Source organism: Devosia sp. Root635 (assembly GCF_001427605.1).
Taxonomy (GTDB): Bacteria; Pseudomonadota; Alphaproteobacteria; order Rhizobiales; family Devosiaceae; genus Devosia.
In genome coordinates, this window is record NZ_LMGZ01000021.1 from 72,957 (window position 1) to 89,693 (window position 16,737).

At 63.8% G+C, this 16,737-nt stretch carries 13 protein-coding genes; 3 read left to right on the top strand and 10 right to left on the bottom strand.

The window, feature by feature from the left end; genetic code table 11:
• Nucleotides 1-97: 97 nt before the first annotated feature.
• Nucleotides 98-1,618 (bottom strand): ATP-binding cassette domain-containing protein, encoded by a 1,521-nt coding sequence (locus ASD80_RS14460; protein ID WP_056234135.1) that lies wholly within the window; start codon nt 1,616-1,618, stop codon nt 98-100.
• Nucleotides 1,619-2,283: 665 nt separating this feature from the next.
• A complete protein-coding gene (locus ASD80_RS14465; RefSeq protein ID WP_056234138.1) occupies nt 2,284-2,607 on the bottom strand; it encodes a hypothetical protein in 324 nt (107 codons plus the stop codon).
• 193 nt (nt 2,608-2,800) lie between these two features.
• Here ASD80_RS14465 and parE point away from each other — a divergent pair, with 193 nt between their 5' ends.
• The 3 genes from parE (at nt 2,801) to ASD80_RS14480 (ending at nt 7,991) form a co-directional block, all read left to right on the top strand.
• Nucleotides 2,801-4,816 (top strand): DNA topoisomerase IV subunit B, encoded by a 2,016-nt coding sequence (gene parE / locus ASD80_RS14470; protein WP_056234460.1) that lies wholly within the window; start codon nt 2,801-2,803, stop codon nt 4,814-4,816.
• 446 nt (nt 4,817-5,262) lie between these two features.
• On the top strand, nt 5,263-6,783 hold the full coding sequence (locus tag ASD80_RS14475) for a DEAD/DEAH box helicase (RefSeq protein WP_056234140.1): 1,521 nt from the start codon (nt 5,263-5,265) through the stop codon (nt 6,781-6,783).
• A 137-nt stretch (nt 6,784-6,920) separates the two neighbouring features.
• On the top strand, nt 6,921-7,991 hold the full coding sequence (locus ASD80_RS14480) for a GGDEF domain-containing protein (RefSeq protein WP_056234143.1): 1,071 nt from the start codon (nt 6,921-6,923) through the stop codon (nt 7,989-7,991).
• Between the two features lie 102 nt (nt 7,992-8,093).
• On the opposite strand, the gene aroA is transcribed toward ASD80_RS14480, so the two are convergent.
• The 8 genes from aroA to ASD80_RS14520 all read right to left on the bottom strand — a co-directional run bounded on the left by aroA (nt 8,094) and on the right by ASD80_RS14520 (nt 16,685).
• A complete protein-coding gene (gene aroA / locus ASD80_RS14485; protein ID WP_244489016.1) occupies nt 8,094-9,383 on the bottom strand; it encodes a 3-phosphoshikimate 1-carboxyvinyltransferase in 1,290 nt (429 codons plus the stop codon).
• A gap of 237 nt (nt 9,384-9,620) precedes the next feature.
• Nucleotides 9,621-10,001: a HesB/IscA family protein gene (locus ASD80_RS14490; RefSeq protein ID WP_056234145.1), complete on the bottom strand. Its 381-nt coding sequence runs from the start codon at nt 9,999-10,001 to the stop codon at nt 9,621-9,623.
• 51 nt (nt 10,002-10,052) lie between these two features.
• The gene (locus tag ASD80_RS14495; protein WP_082555311.1) at nt 10,053-10,448 is read right to left on the bottom strand and encodes an SUF system Fe-S cluster assembly protein; all 396 of its coding nucleotides are present in this window, start codon (nt 10,446-10,448) and stop codon (nt 10,053-10,055) included.
• 13 nt (nt 10,449-10,461) lie between these two features.
• Nucleotides 10,462-11,682: a cysteine desulfurase gene (locus ASD80_RS14500; protein WP_056234149.1), complete on the bottom strand. Its 1,221-nt coding sequence runs from the start codon at nt 11,680-11,682 to the stop codon at nt 10,462-10,464.
• A 130-nt stretch (nt 11,683-11,812) separates the two neighbouring features.
• Nucleotides 11,813-13,024, bottom strand: a complete 1,212-nt coding sequence (sufD, locus tag ASD80_RS14505; protein ID WP_056234152.1) for a Fe-S cluster assembly protein SufD — start codon at nt 13,022-13,024, stop codon at nt 11,813-11,815.
• A gap of 2 nt (nt 13,025-13,026) precedes the next feature.
• Nucleotides 13,027-13,776 (bottom strand): Fe-S cluster assembly ATPase SufC, encoded by a 750-nt coding sequence (gene sufC, locus ASD80_RS14510; RefSeq protein ID WP_056234468.1) that lies wholly within the window; start codon nt 13,774-13,776, stop codon nt 13,027-13,029.
• Nucleotides 13,777-13,983: 207 nt separating this feature from the next.
• On the bottom strand, nt 13,984-15,489 hold the full coding sequence (gene sufB, locus ASD80_RS14515) for a Fe-S cluster assembly protein SufB (RefSeq protein ID WP_056234154.1): 1,506 nt from the start codon (nt 15,487-15,489) through the stop codon (nt 13,984-13,986).
• Between the two features lie 65 nt (nt 15,490-15,554).
• The gene (locus ASD80_RS14520) at nt 15,555-16,685 is read right to left on the bottom strand and encodes a cysteine desulfurase family protein (RefSeq protein ID WP_162247370.1); all 1,131 of its coding nucleotides are present in this window, start codon (nt 16,683-16,685) and stop codon (nt 15,555-15,557) included.
• Nucleotides 16,686-16,737: the final 52 nt, after the last annotated feature.

Below are 16,737 nucleotides of genomic sequence, written 5' to 3' on the forward strand. Positions count from 1 at the left end.
ACTTCTCCCAATTCACAGGTGAAATGTGACGCGCCTGTTGTATCGATTGTAGCACTCGCGGCATGGTTACTGCGGTGCTAACGCAGCGATACAGGCGTCAGCTCGATTGGCGCGCCATCTCGGCAAAATGCGATTCCGGACTGTCGACTTCCCGCAGCCTCCGATTCTCGATCACCAGGAAGCGGTTACCGAGTCCGCGCACGAAGCTGCGATCATGCGAGACGAGGATGCAGGTGGCGCCGTGGGTGAGGATTTCGTCCTCCAGCCGCTCCTGCCCTGGAATGTCCACATGGTTGGTGGGCTCATCGAGCAGGTAGAAATTGGGCTCCAGCAGGCGAATGGCCAGCAGGCCCAGCCGGGCGCGCTGGCCGAAGGACATTTCGGCAATGGGCCGCTCCTGTCTCTCGACGGCGAAGCCGGCGGCGGCCAGCAGGCTCTTGCTGCGCTGGTCGCCCTGGTCGAAGCGGCCGGCAATGTAGCCCAGCGGGGATTGCCTGGCCGGCAGGAAGCTCATGGCCTGGTCGACATAGCCGGGCACGACCTGCGGGCTGACGCGAATGCCGGGCGTATCGGCGCCGGTCATGGCGCGGTGGACGAGGCCGATGAACTGGGACTTGCCGGTGCCGTTGCGGCCCAGGATGACCAGCCGGTTGCCCTGGAAGACATGCAGCTTGTCGATGTGGAACAGTTTATCCCCGACAGGACTGGTGACCGTGACATTCTCGACCGCGAGCATGACCCTGGCCTGCGCGCCGCTATTGCCCAGCCTGATCTCGCCGCTCCGCTCCTTGTGCAGGGATAACACCGCACTTTCGATCTTCTCGGCGCGCTCGCGCAGGTATTTCGACTTCACCGTCAGCAGGTCGCTGCCCGAATTGACCCCGATATTGGTGAGCTTGGCCGCCTGTTTGCGCAGGCGGGAGACCTCCTTCAAATCCTTTTCGCGCTTCGCTTCCGCGGCTTCGTCGGCCTCGGCCAAAGCCACCCGCGCCTTGCTGTAGGGCAAGGCGAAATAGGGACTGGCATCGGGCCGCAGGAACAGCGTGCGGTTGGTCGTCGCGTCAAGGAATTGCCGGTCATGGCTGGCAATGACCACCGGAATATTGCGAGCCGCCTGATTGATCCAGTTTTCCAACTGGAACAGCTTGCCCAGATCGAGATGGTTGGTCGGCTCGTCAAGCAGCAGGGCATCGGGTTGCAGCACCCAGCAGCGCGCTATGAGGGCGATGCGCTGCCAGCCGCCGCTCAATTCGGCCAGCTTGCGGCTGCGCATGGGTTCGGGGGTCTCGAACTCGTCGAGCACCACGTCGACGCGCCAGCTATCGGTGTCGCGCTCGGTGGGCGGCAGGGCTTCGAGCACGGCGTCGTAGAGGGTGAGGCCCATGCTGGCGGCGGGCATGTCCTGCTCGACATAACCCACCGTGAGGCCGCGCGAGCGCACGATGTCGCCTGCGGTCAGCTCCCCCTGCCCGGCTATGGCCCGCAGCAGGGTCGTCTTGCCGCGACCGTTGCCGGCGACGAGGCCGACACGATCGCCGTCGCCGATGACGAAATTGAGGTTGGAAAAGAGCGTGTCACTGGCCACGAGGCCGGCATTGCGGAGGCTGATAGAGCCCATTGTCTTGTCTCACTGGTGCGGCGCGAGGCGCCAAATCCTGTCAGGCGGTCAGGAACCGCCACGAAGGGCAAACCAGAATGGGAAAGACAGGGAGGAACGTCCGTACCAGTACCGGTCAGCCCTGCAGCTGATGCCACAGGGCGTGAACAGGGCCACGGGAGCGGTGCTCGAACTGCAAAGTCATGGCGCCCTCCTCGGTTGGCGTGGTCTATGAATCAATAGCCGCGCGGGCAGCAGAAATCAATCGCAGGCTACAGGAAGTAGAACATGGCCGCGACCAGCGCGACGACCCCGGAACGCGGGGCGGCGAGCTTGGCCAGCCGGTACGCAATACCTGAAAACCCGGCTTGCGGCCAAACACCGAAGGCAACCGAACCAGCAGAGACCTGGTACGCAGAACGAGGATCCCGGTCGGTTCGCATACGGCAACTCCAGACAAAACCGTATGAGATGGTTGTAGCAGCGCGCCTTTAAGAAAGTGCTTTCAAGAAGCAAACGGAACGTAAACCGGACGCCCGATCTTGGGACGGGTTTGTATCGAAGTGGGGTGAGATGGTGCTTCTTACCCTGGAGCGATGGTGGAGAGGCCCCGCGCACGGCACCCGGTAAAGGCCCCCTCACCCGGCCTGCGGCCGACCTCTCCCCCGAAGGGAGAGGTGAAGGTCCTACCCCGCCGGTCGCAGTTGCGTGCGATCCTCGATGCGGCCGGTGCAGTAGTTGAAATCGAGCAGATAGACCCAGCCGTCGCGGGTGGCGCGCACCTCGATGTGTTTTTCCATCGGCACGTTGAGATAGATATTGGTATAGCCGCGGTCGGCAACCGCCTGGCGGATCTGATAGTTGCTCAGGCAGGTGATGCGCTCGGGGTAGAAGTCCGACGCCTCGTCACCAAAGAAGATGCCGAAGCGGAAAGACTGCGCCTGTGCCGGAACCGCCAAGCCCGCGGCTAGCAGCAATGTGGTCAGGGCGATGGCGATGGACCTGGTCATGATAGCCTCCTGGCTCGTGCAATCTGACACAAAAGCAGTTCCCGCTTGAACCCAGGCGGAACCGGCCATTCATCTGGCGTTCAGCTTTGTGGACAAAGCCCTGGACGGCAAGTGGTTCCAGCATGGTCGGGCAGCCGGCTGGGATATGCTAAAAGGCGGAATCGCCCGATTCGGGCAAAAAGACGGAATGTGCATGTCGCAGGCAGAAGACCTTTTCGGCGGCGGGGACGAACCCGAGCGCCAGCCCGAACCAGCAGCCAAGCCTGCCTCCAGGACCGCCCCGGCAGCAGGCTCGTATTCGGCTGCCGACATCGAGGTGCTGGAAGGGCTGGAGCCGGTGCGCCGCCGGCCGGGCATGTATATCGGCGGCACCGACGCCAATGCGCTGCATCATCTGTTTGCCGAGGTCATCGACAATTCGATGGACGAGGCCATTGCCGGCCATGCCACCCGCATCGAGGTACATCTGGGCGAGGATGGTTTCGTGACCGTGGTCGACAACGGACGCGGCATTCCCGTTGAGAACCATCCCAAATATCCGGGGCGCTCGACGCTCGAAATCGTCCACACCGTGCTCCATGCCGGCGGCAAGTTCGACTCCAAGGCCTATGAGACTTCGGGCGGCCTGCATGGCGTCGGCGTTTCCGTGGTCAATGCCCTCAGCGACAGCCTCGTGGTCGAGGTCGCGCGCGAGCAGCAGTTGCATCAGCTGGCCTTTTCGCGCGGCAAGCCGTTGGGCGATGTCGAAGCGCTCGGCCGGGTGCAGAACCGGCGCGGCACCACCACGCGTTTCCATCCCGACCCGCAAATCTTCGGGGACCACGCGCATTTCTCGGCGGCGCGCCTCTACCGCATGACGCGGGCCAAGGCCTACCTCTTCGCCGGCGTCGAGCTGCGCTGGAGCTGCGACGAGAGTCTCGTCACCGAGGACGCGCCGGCCAAGGCGGTGTTCCACTATCCGGACGGCCTCAAGGACTTCATGGCGGCCCGCATCGAGGGCGAGACGCGCATTGTCGACGAGCTGTTCCACGGCGTGCACGGCAAGGCCGGCACGCATGGCGCGGTCGAATGGGCCATCGCCTGGACGCTGGGCGACGGCGGGGTCTCGTCCTATTGCAACACCGTGCCGACACCCGATGGCGGCACGCATGAGGCCGGCCTGCGCACCGCCCTGCTCCGCGGCCTCAAGAATTATGCCGAGCTGACCAAGAACAAGGGCGCGGCCATCCTCACCGCCGAGGATATCTTCGCCCATTGCAGCGCCATGCTGTCGGTCTTCGTGCGCGAGCCGGAATTCGTCGGCCAGACCAAGGACAAGCTGGCCTCGGGCGAAGCGACGCGCATCGTCGACAATGCCCTGCGCGATGCCTTCGACCACTGGCTGGCCGCCTCGCCCAACCAGGCGGGCAAGCTGCTCGATTGGGCGATCGAGCGCGCCGAGGAACGGCTGCGCCGGCGCAAGGAAAAGGAAATCGACCGGGCCAGCGCCACGCGCAAGCTGCGCCTGCCCGGCAAGCTGGCCGACTGTACGCAGACGGCGGCGCAAGGGGCGGAACTGTTCATCGTGGAAGGCGACTCGGCCGGCGGTTCGGCCAAGCAGGCGCGCAACCGCATGAGCCAGGCGGTGCTGCCGCTGCGTGGCAAGATCCTCAATGTGGCCGGGGCCAGCCGCGAGAAAATGCAGGCGAGCCAATTGATCGCCGACCTCATCCAGGCGCTGGGCTGCGGCACGCGGGACCGCTATCGCGAGGAAGACCTGCGCTACGACAAGATCATCGTGATGACCGATGCCGATGTCGACGGCGCCCATATCGCTTCGCTGCTGATTACCTTCTTCTTCCAGGAGATGCCCAAACTGATCGATGCCGGGCATCTTTATCTGGCTTTGCCACCGCTCTATCGCATCAGCCAGGGGGGCAAGACGCTCTATGCGCGCGACGATGCCCACAAGAATGAATTGATGGAAACCGAATTCACCGGCAAGGGCAAGGTGGACATGACCCGCTTCAAGGGCCTGGGCGAAATGCCCTTCGCGCATCTGCGCGAGACCACGATGTCGCCCAAGTCGCGAACCCTGCTGCAGGTCAAGGTGCGCGACGACCTCGACGCAACCCGGATCAGCGTCGACCGGCTGATGGGCACCAAGCCCGAGGCGCGGTTCGACTTCATCCAGGAGAATGCCGCATTCGTGACGGATCTGGATGTGTAGAATTGTGCCACGCCCTCGTGGTTCGAGGCGCTGAAGAAGCGCACCTCACCATGAGGGCTGCTGGAACCTCGGCGTATCAGCAGCCCTCATGGTGAGGTGCGAGCTCTTGCGAGCCTCGAACCACGAGGGCGTGGTACCCAACCTCCGCTCAATTAATCCTAACGCCGCCAAACCCGTTGACAGACAAGGGGTTTGCGCTATGGTCCGCGCCGCTGGCGCATTTCTGGCTGGGCGGCTTGTCATCACGACATCACCCGCCTCTGCCAAACTGCCTCAGGGCCACTCCGTCGCTGCACTTGCTGCAATCCCGTTCGGTGGCCGATCCAGTCGTGGACGCGTTCGCGTAACCTGCTTTTCCGGTCCACTGCTGAAGACCCCGGCGCACCGTTCGAATGTCTCGGACTGGACCTGGCCCCGGGCCACATTGCTGAGTGGAATTACCTGATTTGACTGACGATTTTTCCGGGCTGGGCCTGTCCACCAAAGTAACCGATGCGGTCACGGCTGCCGGCTACACCAAGCCAACCGAAATCCAGGCGCAGGCCATCCCGCACCTTCTGCAAAAGAAGGACCTGATCGGTATCGCCCAGACCGGCACCGGCAAGACAGCAAGCTTCGTGCTGCCTATGCTGACGCTGCTGGAAAACGGCCGGGCCCGCGCCCGCATGCCCCGGACGCTCATTCTCGAACCGACGCGCGAGCTCGCGGCGCAGGTCAGCGAGAATTTCGAGAAATATGGCAAGAACCACCGGCTGACCATGGCGCTGATCATCGGCGGCGTATCGTTCGAGGACCAGAACAAGAAGCTCGATCGCGGCGTCGACGTGCTGATCGCCACGCCGGGCCGTCTGCTCGACCAGATCGACCGCGGCAAGATCATGCTGAATGGCGTCGAAATCCTTGTCATCGACGAGGCCGACCGCATGCTCGACATGGGGTTCATCGACGATATCGAGAAGATTTGCTCGCGCCTGCCGCCCCGCCGGCAGACCATGCTGTTCTCGGCCACGATGGACGGCCAGATCGAGAAACTGACCAAGAAGTTCCTCAAGGAACCGGTGCATGTACAGGTTTCGCGCGCGGCATCGACGGCCGACACGATCGACCAGAAGCTGATCAAGGTGTCGTCCAAGCCGGAAGACAAGCGCGCGGCTTTGCGTGACCGCATCCGCGCCGCGGACGGGCTGACCAATGCCATCATCTTCTGCAACCGCAAGCGCGACGTGGCGACGCTCGCCCGCTCGCTGGAGCGGCATGGCTTTTCGGCCGGGGCGCTGCATGGCGACATGGACCAGAAGAGCCGCATGGAAACGCTGGATGCGTTCAAGAACAACCGCCTGACCTTGCTGGTGGCCAGCGACGTGGCGGCGCGCGGGCTGGATATTCCGGCGGTGAGCCATGTGTTCAACTTCGACGTGCCGGTGCATGCCGAGGACTATGTGCACCGCATCGGCCGCACCGGTCGTGCCGGGCGTTCGGGCGTAGCCTATACGCTGGTGGCGCCGGCCGACGGCAAGCATCTCGAGGCGATCCTCAAGCTCACGCAAAAGCCGATCGAGTATCTCGATACCGGCGCCAAGGCCGCGCCTGCCGAGGATAGTGAAGAGCGCCCGGCGCGCCCGGCCCGTTCGCGTCGCGGTGGCCCGCGCACCCGTGCCGAGGCGGAATCTTCCGCCCCCGCTGCCGAGGCCAAGGCGCCCGCCGAAAAGACCGCCGCAGAGCGGCCAAAGCCGGACCGGTCGCGGCCCAAGCCCGCCCCGGTCGAGGCGACGCCTGCCGCAGCGGAAGAGGCGCGTGCCGAGCCCGCCAAGGCGGAGCGCGGCGGCCAGCGGCAGCAGCGCAGCCGCGGCCGGCAGCGGCCGGAAGCCGAAGAAAACGATTCGGATACAGGCAACAGCAACTCGCCTTTCGGTAATGACGGTCCGATTCCGGCATTTTTGCTACGTCCGACCCGCGCCGTCAGCTAGTTTAACGCTATTTCATAGTGCAAGCTGGCGTTTTATTGTGGCGCCCCGTTGTATTCGTTAATATCGGCGCGATAGTTATCATTGATGACTCGACCCCGTGAGGGGCCGGGTCGGCGCAACGACGCCCGAGGGAAGCTGTGTCCGAACAGGAATTCAAACGCGCGCTTGGCTATGCCAACTCGGCATTCGACCTGCTCAAGCGCAGCGGGATTCCGCCCTATCCGCAATTCTATGAACTGCTCTACACCTATGCGACGGGCGTCAATCCGACGCTGAACAATAGAATCAACGCCATCTTCCGCAGTGGCGACACGCCATCGGCCAATCTTGCGGAAACGCTCTACAACGAATTCCTCAAATCCGACGTCAACGACCGGATGTCCAATGTCTCGGAGCGCATGCATGCGCGGATCGAGGCGGTGCATGAAGCCATCGATTCCGCCATGACGACGGCGAATGCCTATTCCGGCTCGCTGCAATCGGCGAGCGGGGACCTGGAACGCGAGATTTCGCCGCTAGCGATGAAGGATCTGGCCGAACGCCTGCTGTCGGAGACCCGGCGCATGCAGGAGACCAATCGCGCGCTCGAGCAGAAGCTCGAAGCCTCGCGCGACGACATTGCCTCGCTGCAACGCGATCTCGACGATGTCCGGCGCGAATCCCTGCTGGACCCGCTGACCAAGATTGCCAATCGCAAGAGCTTCGACGAGGGGATGGAAGCGGCCATCGCCGAGGCCGCCGAAAACAACGCGCCGCTCTGCCTGATGATCATCGACATCGATCATTTCAAGAATTTCAACGACACCTATGGCCACCAGACGGGCGACCAGGTGCTGCGGCTGGTAGCGATGACGCTGAAGTCCAACATCAAGGGCAAGGACCTGGCGGCGCGCTATGGCGGCGAGGAGTTCGTCGCCATCCTGCCGTCGACCGACATGGAAGGCGCCGTGATCGTGGCGGAGAATATCCGCCGGGCCATCCAGGCCAAGGAGTTGCTGAAGCGCTCCACCAACGAGAAGCTGGGCCGCATCACCGCCTCGTTTGGCGTTGCCGCCTATAGGGCAGACGACACGGCGGCCATGCTGATCGAGCGCGCCGACCGCTGCCTCTATGCCGCCAAGCATGCCGGCCGCAACCGGGTGGTCAGCGAGGCCGACCTGGAGACGATGCAGGCCGAAGCCGAAGTGCCGGGCGTGTCGGCAGCTTAAGGGCTCCAGGAGGTCCGCTGGCGGTAGGATGCGCAGGCTGCTCCCAACAACCGGTGGAGGTAGGAAGCGAACGAGATAACGCGTCGGCTCGGCGCTCTCGTCCTATGCCGTCGGCTGCAATTCCACGCCCAGCCCTGCCAGCATGTCCCAATAGGCCGGGTAGGTCTTGCCGGTGCAGGCGGGGTCGAGGATGGTGATGCCGGGAAGTTTGAGGCCGGCCAAAGCGAAGCTCATGGCGATGCGGTGATCGTGATAGGTCTCGATGCGGGCTGGGCGGCTATTTGCGTCCAGGTTCGGGTTCGAGGCCACCAGCAGGTCGTCGCCCTCCTCCGTGCCGAGCCCCGGCAGGATGCGGTTGAGCTCGTTGGCGACGGCGCGGATGCGGTCGGTTTCCTTGACGCGCAGATTGGCGATGCCGACGAAGCGGACCGGGTGGTTGTTGAAGGCGGCCAGTACGGCCAGCGTCGGCACGGCATCCTGCATCTGGCTGCCGTCGATGACGGCGGGCATGTTGGGGAATTGGGCAATCAGCGCCTGAGCAGCGGCATCGGGCTGGGTGAAGGCGTCGGCGGCGACGCCGAGGTCGATCCTGCCGCCGGTCAGGGCTTCGATGCCCCAGAGATAGGTGGCGGCCGAGGCGTCGGGCTCGATGCGGAAATCGGTGGCGGTGTAGCCGGTGGGCTGGACCAGCCAGGTGCCGGGGTCGCGCTGTTCCACCTCGGCACCAAACGCCCGCATGGCGGCCAGGGTCAGATCGACATAGCCGCGGGCGCCGATCTCCTTGCCCGTCAGGGCGACGGTGATGGCGCCATGGCCCAAAGGCGCGGCCATCAGCAGGGCCGAGACATATTGGCTGGAGAGGCCTGCATCAATCTCGACGCGGCCGGAGCCGAAGCTGCCATTGCCGTGAATGGTCACCGGCGGGCAAAAGGTGGGGCAGATGGCGTCGATGCCGAGCGAGCGGAGCGCTGACACCAGCGGGCCGATGGGGCGCAGGCGCATTTCCGCGTCGCCATCGACGATGACCGCGCCATCGACGGTGGCGACAGCGGCGGTGAGGAAGCGGGTGGCGGTGCCGGCATTGCCGAGGAAGAGCGGGCCGGAAGGCTGCTGCAGGCGGCCGCTGCTGGTGACGGTGAAGCTGGTGGCGTCAGGCTCGTCCACGGTGACGCCCATCTGCCGCAGGGCGGCGGCCATCAGGGTCGTGTCCTTGCTCTTGAGCGCGCCGGTGAGCCGGCTGGTGCCGTCGGCAAGCGCGGCGAGCAGGAGGGCGCGATTGGTGATGGATTTCGATCCCGGCGGGGAGACACGGCCGACAAGCGGGCGGTTGGGCGGGACGATGGTGAGGGCGGGCGGAAGCGGGCTGGGCATGATGGCGGATAGATGCCTCATGGTTGCGCGCCGTGCAACTGGTTGCGAAGGGGATACCCCCTCCTAACTTCCCCCTGGTAGGGGAGGAACAGATCGAGTTTGTGGGAGCGCCCTGCTCTCTCCGCGCGCACGGTGTCATCCCGGCCTTGAGCCGGGATCCATCCTGAGATGCTTAAGCTGAACTGCCTTGCGGCTGTGGGGTGATCTCGAGATGGGCCCCGGCTCAAGGCCGGGGTGACATCGAGTATGTGGAGCGCGTCATGCCCCTGCCCTGGCCTCGGCAATCGCCTTGAGGTCGGCCGGCGCCAACGTGACGCTTTCGCCGCAGCCGCAGGCGCCGGTCTGGTTGGGGTTCTTGAAGGAGAAGCTGGAGCCCATCTTGGACTGTTCGAAGTCCATCACCGTACCGAGCAGATACATGGTCGCCTTGGGATCGACCCAGACATTGACGCCGTGATCCTGGACGTGATCGTCGCCAGCGACCGGTTCGGTCACGTAGTCCATCGTGTAGGACACACCGGCGCAGCCAGCATTCTTGATGCCGACGCGCAGGCCCACCACCGGCTGGTCGGAATCTTCGATGATCTCGGTGATGCGCTCGGCGGCGGCATCGCTCAGCGACATGATCTTGAAGGCCATGGGCAAACTTTCTATCGGCGTTTCACGATATATAGCGCGAAACGGTCCGAATTACCACCAGTTCAACGCCACCTGGGCCTCTTCGCTCATGCGCGAGGCGTCCCAGGGCGGATCGAACACCATGTTGACTTCCACATCCTGGATGCCTTCCACGGCGCGAGCGGCATTCTCCACCCAGCCTGGCATTTCGCCGGCCACCGGGCAGCCCGGCGCGGTGAGCGTCATGTCGATGGTGAGCTTGCGGTCGTCGTCGAGGTCGACCTTGTAGATCAGGCCCAGCTCGTAGATGTCGACCGGGATTTCCGGATCATAGACGGTCTTTAGCGCGCCGATCAGATCGGAGGTGATGCGTTCCACCTCGGCTTCCGGCAGGCTGCCGGAGACGTTGGGGGTGATCCGGTTTTCGGGAATGACGGGAGCGGGGGCGATTTCGGGTTCGTCGGTCATATGGTCCTCGCGATCACGCGAAAAATTTCTGGGCGCGGGTGATGCCGTCAACAAGCGCGTCCACATCGTCCTTGCCGTTATATAGGGCGAAGGAGGCGCGGCAGGTAGAGGTGACACCGAAACGTTTGAGCAGCGGCATGGCGCAATGCGTGCCGGCGCGGACGGCGATGCCGTAGCGATCGAGAATGGTCGCCACGTCATGGGCATGGGCGCCCGCCATCTCGAAGGAGAAAATGCCGCCCTTGCCCGGCGCGGTGCCGATCAGGCGCAGCGAATTGATGCGGCTGAGGCGCTCATGGGCATATTCGGCCACGTCGTGCTCGTGGGCGGCGATGGCGTCGCGGCCGAGGCCTTCCATATAGCCGAGCGCCTCGCCCAGCCCGATGGCCTGGACGATGGGCGGGGTGCCGGCCTCGAAGCGGTGCGGCGGCTCGTTGTAGGTGACGGTCTCCATGGTCACGACATCGATCATCTCGCCGCCGCCCTGATAGGGCTGCATTTCGGCGAGGAGGTCGTATTTGCCATAGAGCACGCCAATGCCGGTGGGGCCATAGAGCTTGTGGCCGGTCATGACGTAGAAATCGGCGTCGAGGGCCTGCACGTCCACCGTCTCGTGCACGGCGCCCTGGCTGCCGTCGATGAGCACCGGGATGTTCTTCGCATGGGCGATCTCGATGACCTGCTTGATCGGGGTCACCGTGCCCAGCACGTTGGACATATGCGTAACCGCGACGATACGCGTCCGGTCGGTGAGGGTGGCGGCGAAGGCGTCGAGGTCGAAGCTGCCATCGTCGCGGACATCGACCCATTTGATGACGGCGCCCTGGCGCTCACGGTGGAAATGCCAGGGCACGATATTGGAGTGGTGCTCCATGATCGTGGTGACGATCTCGTCCCCTGCCCCGATGCGGGGGCCGGCAAAGGAGGAGGCGACGAGGTTGATCGCTTCGGTGGCCGATTTGGTGAAGACGATTTCTTCGGGACGCGAAGCATTGAGGAACTTCTGTGCCGCGTGGCGGCCGCCTTCATAGGCCTCGGTGGCGCGGTTGGCGAGGGTGTGCAGGCCGCGATGGACATTGGCATATTCATGCCGGAAGGCATGGTCCATCCGGTCAAGCACCTGCACCGGCTTCTGCGCCGAAGCACCGCTATCGAGATAAACCAGCCGGTTGCCGTGGATCTGCTCACTGAGGATCGGGAAATCGGCGCGGATTTTTTCGAGGTCGAAGGTCATATCGTCTCACCGGCGTCTGCCTCCCCTCCCCCTTGAGGGGAGGGGTTGGGGGTGGGGGTCCATCGTAGACCCACCAAACGACCCCCACCCTCAGTCCCTCCCCTCAAGGGGGAGGGAGGCGATGGAACCACTACTTCCCGCCCAGCAACCACCCATCGATAATCCCGTGCAGCGCTTCAGCGAGTGCCTCGTCTTCGATGGGATCGACGAGTTCCTCGATGAAGCCGCGCACCAGCATGGTTTCGGCTTCCTCCTTCGGGATGCCGCGGCTGGTGAGGTAGAACATCGACTCCTCGTCGAGCTTGCCACAGGTGGAACCGTGGCCGCAGACGACGTCGTCGGCGTAAATCTCGAGCTCGGGCTTACTGAGGATTTCCGCTTCGTCCGAGAGCATCAGGCCCTGGCTCATCAGCTTGGCATCGGTCTTCTGGGCGTCACGGGCGACGACGAGCTTGCCCTGCACCACGGCCTTGCCGCGGCCGCGGGCGATGGACTTGAACAGTGGCTGGCTGGTGGTCTGCGGCACGGCGTGCAGCGCATCCATGGTGAAATCGGCATGCTGGCCGTCGGAGACCAGGTTGAGCCCGGTGATATCGCCATGGGCGCCGGCGCCTTCGTAGCGCGGGAAGAGCTGGGTGCGGCTGAGACCGGCACCGGCATGGATGGCCAGTGTGCGCAGCTTTGCCCCCTCGCCGACATGATATTCGTTGCTGGCAAAATGCGCCGCCGCCCTGGGTGACAGGTCCACGGTGATATGGGTCACCGTGGCGCCCTTGCCGAGCGCGATATAGGTGGCGTGGTTGCCGACATGGGCGGCGTCGGAACCGGAGAAGGTTTCGAGGATGACCGCCGAAGCACCATCGGCCACGAAGACCTTGAGCGAGTCCGTAACATGGGCGGCTTCGCCCTCGCTGCGGCGATCGATCTGGATTACCGGATCGATGCTGTTTTCGAGCGTCAGGGTCAGGCTTTCCTTGGCAAAGGCGCCGTTGAGATGGACCAGCACGTCGTCGCGGGTGGTGAGCACGCCGCCATGCGCCTTGCCGACGATGACGCCGGCCGGAGCCGTCGAAGCGGCCTGGATGACGCCATTGGCGATCATCAACTGATAGGCACCGGGAACGCGCAGGGCGGGCGCACTGGCTTCATTGGCGGCCTGGGCCAGCGGCGGAATAGTCCGCAGCAGGGTCTTGAGGTCGGTATAGTGATAGCTTTCGACGCGGCGCGTCGGCAGGCCGGCAACGGTGATCCGTTCGGCGGTCGCGTCGGCGCCCACGCTCTTGAGCTGGGCGATCAATGTATCTTCGGCGGCTCCGAGCCGGACGGGCATGGTCTGGCGCATGATTAGGCAAGCGCTCCGTCGAAATCGGCATAGCCCTTGGCTTCGAGCTGCAACGCCAGGTCCTTGTCGCCGCTTTCCACGATCCGCCCGTCGCTGAACACATGCACCACGTCGGGCACGATATGGTTCAGCAGGCGCTGATAGTGGGTGATGACCAGCATGGAGCGATTGGCATCGCGCAGGGCGTTGACGCCCTTGGACACGACCTGGAGCGCGTCGATATCGAGGCCGGAATCGGTTTCGTCGAGCACGCAAAGGGCGGGCTTGAGCAGAGCCATCTGCAGGATTTCGGCGCGTTTCTTTTCGCCGCCGGAGAAACCGACATTGAGCGGGCGCTTCAGCATGTCGCTGTCGATATTGAGCTGGGTGCCGGCTTCCTTGACGGCGCGCATGAAATCGGGTGTCGACAGTTCACCCTCGCCGCGGGCCTTGCGCTGGGCGTTGATGGCCGCCTTGAGGAAGGTCATGGTGGCGACGCCGGGGATTTCGATCGGGTACTGGAAGGCCAGGAAAATGCCGGCCACGGCGCGCTCGGCCGGGTCCATGTCGAGGATGTTTTCGCCATTGAGCAGGATTTCGCCCTCGGTGACCTCATAGTCCTCCTTGCCGGCCAGCACGTAGCTGAGCGTCGACTTGCCCGAGCCGTTGCGGCCCATAATGGCATGCACCTGCCCGGCCGGAATGGTGAGGTTCACCCCCTTGAGGATTTCGCGCTCTTCGATGCGCGCATGCAGGTTGCGGATTTCAAGGATCGGGGTGGTCATTTTGTACTCCGGTTCGGCTGCCGTGTCGGCGCCGGTGTTTCAGGTAAGGCCCCCTCACCCGCTCTTCGGGCGACCTCTCCCCCAAACGGAGAGGTGGGAGTTGGCCACGATGGCTGTTCTTCACCTCTCCCTTTGGGGGAGAGGTCGGCGCGCAGCGCCGGTGAGGGGGCCTTCCAGGTCCCTGCCCCTTGCGAACTACCCCACGCTGCCTTCGAGGCTGATGGCGATCAGCTTCTGGGTTTCGACCATGAATTCCATGGGCAGGTGCTGCAGCACGTCGCGGACGAAGCCGTTGACGATCAGCGCCACGGCGTCCTCTTCGGAGAGGCCGCGCTGCTGGCAGTAGAACATCTGGTCGTCGGAAATCTTGGACGTGGTGGCTTCGTGCTCGAAAACGGCCGTGCCGTTGCGGCTCTCGATATAGGGAACCGTATGGGCGCCGCATTTGTCGCCGATCAGCAGGCTGTCGCACTGGGTGAAGTTGCGGGCATTCTTGGCCTTGGCATGGGCCGAGACCTGGCCGCGATAGGTATTGTCCGAGAAGCCGGCGGCAATGCCCTTGGCGATGATGCGGCTGGACGTGTTCTTGCCCAGATGCAGCATCTTGGTGCCGCTATCGACCTGCTGATAGCCGTTGGAAATGGCGATCGAGTAGAACTCGCCGCGCGAACCGTCGCCGCGCAGGATGCAGCTCGGATATTTCCAGGTGATGGCCGAACCGGTTTCCACCTGGGTCCACGAGATTTTGGAATTGGCGCCGCGGCAATCGCCGCGCTTGGTGACGAAATTGTAGATGCCGCCCTTGCCGTCCTTGTCGCCGGGATACCAGTTCTGGACGGTGGAATACTTGATCTCGGCATTGTCGAGCGCGACCAGTTCCACCACGGCGGCATGAAGCTGGGCTTCGTCGCGCATCGGGGCGGTGCAGCCTTCGAGATAGCTCACATAGCTATCGGCTTCGGCGATGATCAGCGTGCGCTCGAACTGGCCGGTCTTCTTCTCGTTGATGCGGAAATAGGTCGACAATTCCATGGGGCAGCGGACGCCCTTGGGGATGTAGACGAAGGACCCATCGGTGAAGACGGCTGAGTTCAGCGTGGCGTAGTAGTTGTCGGAAACCGGCACGACCGAGGCCAGGTATTTCTGCACCAGCTCGGGATATTCGCGGATGGCTTCCGAGATCGAGCAGAAGATGATGCCGACCTTGCTCAGTTCCTCGCGGAAGGTGGTGACGACGGAGACCGAATCCATCACGGCGTCGACGGCCACTTTCGGACGTTCGACGCCGGCGAGGATTTCGCGTTCCTTGAGCGGCACACCCAGCTTGTCATACATGGCGATGAGGGCCGGATCGACTTCGTCGAGGCTCTTGGGAGCCGGCGACGACTTGGGCGCGGCGTAGTAGTACATATCCTGCAGGTCGATCTGTGGATAATGCACCTTGGCCCAGGTCGGCTCGGTCATGGTCAGGAACCGACGATAGGCTTCCAGCCGCCAGTCGAGCATCCACTGGGGCTCGTTCTTCTTTTTGGAGATGAAGCGGACGGTATCCTCGCTCAGGCCCTTGGGGGCCATGTCGGATTCGATATCGGTCTCGAAGCCGTATTTGTACTTGTCGACGTCGAGCGAACGCACCGAGTCAACGGTGGCGCGATCGATATTTTCCTTGAGCGTCGGGATATCGGCGTAGTCGTCGGCCATTGCGGCTTCTCCTATTTGCCCGGCAGGCGATTCAAGGTCGCCGCGAGCCGTCTAAAGGTTGGCAGCTATGCTGCCTGGCCCTGTCGCGCCCGCTGGCGCTCGAGGACGGATCGGTAACCGACGACGAACGCGTCAACGTCGTCGGCCGTGGAATTCCAGCCCAGGCTGACGCGCAGGGCGCAATCGGCCAGTTCGGGCGCGATGCCCATGGCGGCCAGCACATGGCTGGGGCCAACCTTGCCGGACGAACAGGCTGAACCCGACGAGACGGAGAGACCCAACAGGTCCAGTCCCATCATCGCCGTCGCATTTTTGACGCCGGGCACGGCGAAGTTGACCACATTGCCCAGGCGATTGGCGCCGAAGACCACGCAATCAGCCGGCAGGCCGGCTTCAAGCCGCGAGATAAGTGCAGGCAAGCCTGCGGCGGAATATCGGCCTTCTATGGCCGATGCCGCGGCGCCGAATGCCGCAATCAGCGCCGCAGCTTCGGTGCCGCCACGCCGCCCCTGCTCTTGCCCGCCACCCGGAATCAGCCGGACCGCATCGGCATGCGCCTTGACCAGCAACGCGCCGATACCGGCCGGCGCACCGATTTTGTGGCCACTCACCGCCATCATATCGGGAGCGGTGGCGGCAAAGTCGAGGGGCAGCTTGCCAAAGGCCTGAACCGCATCGATAAAAAGCGTGTGGCGGGTGGGGCCGACCAGGGCATTGATGCGGGTAACGTCCTGCACCACGCCAGTCTCGTTGTTGACCCAATGGAGGGCGACAAGCAGATTTTCTTCCGCATCCGCAATGACTTGCGCCAGCTGATCGAGATCGATGGCGCCATTGGGCAGGAGCCCGATGGTGATAACCGGCAGGCCGGTTGCCTCGGCCGCCTTGCTCACCGCGGCATGCTCGCCGGCACTGATGACGATGGCGCTCGAAGCAAAGGATTTGGCGCCGCCCACGACCGCCTGGGTAATGGCTTCAGTGGCAGAGCCAGTAAAGACAACCTGCTTGCGCTCGGCGCCGGCAAGGGCCGCGACCTGGGTCCTGGCGGTATCAATGAGGTTGCGCAAGGCGCGACCGTGGCCATGCACCGATGAGGGATTGCCCACCAGATCGAGGGCAGCGATGAGCGCAGCCCGCGCCTCCGGCAGAAGCGGGGACGCGGCATTATAATCAAGATAGATCGCCGGTCTGGTCATCGGTTTCCCGTGTGGCGCATGCGCGCCGATCATGCCTTCCATGCCTAGGCCG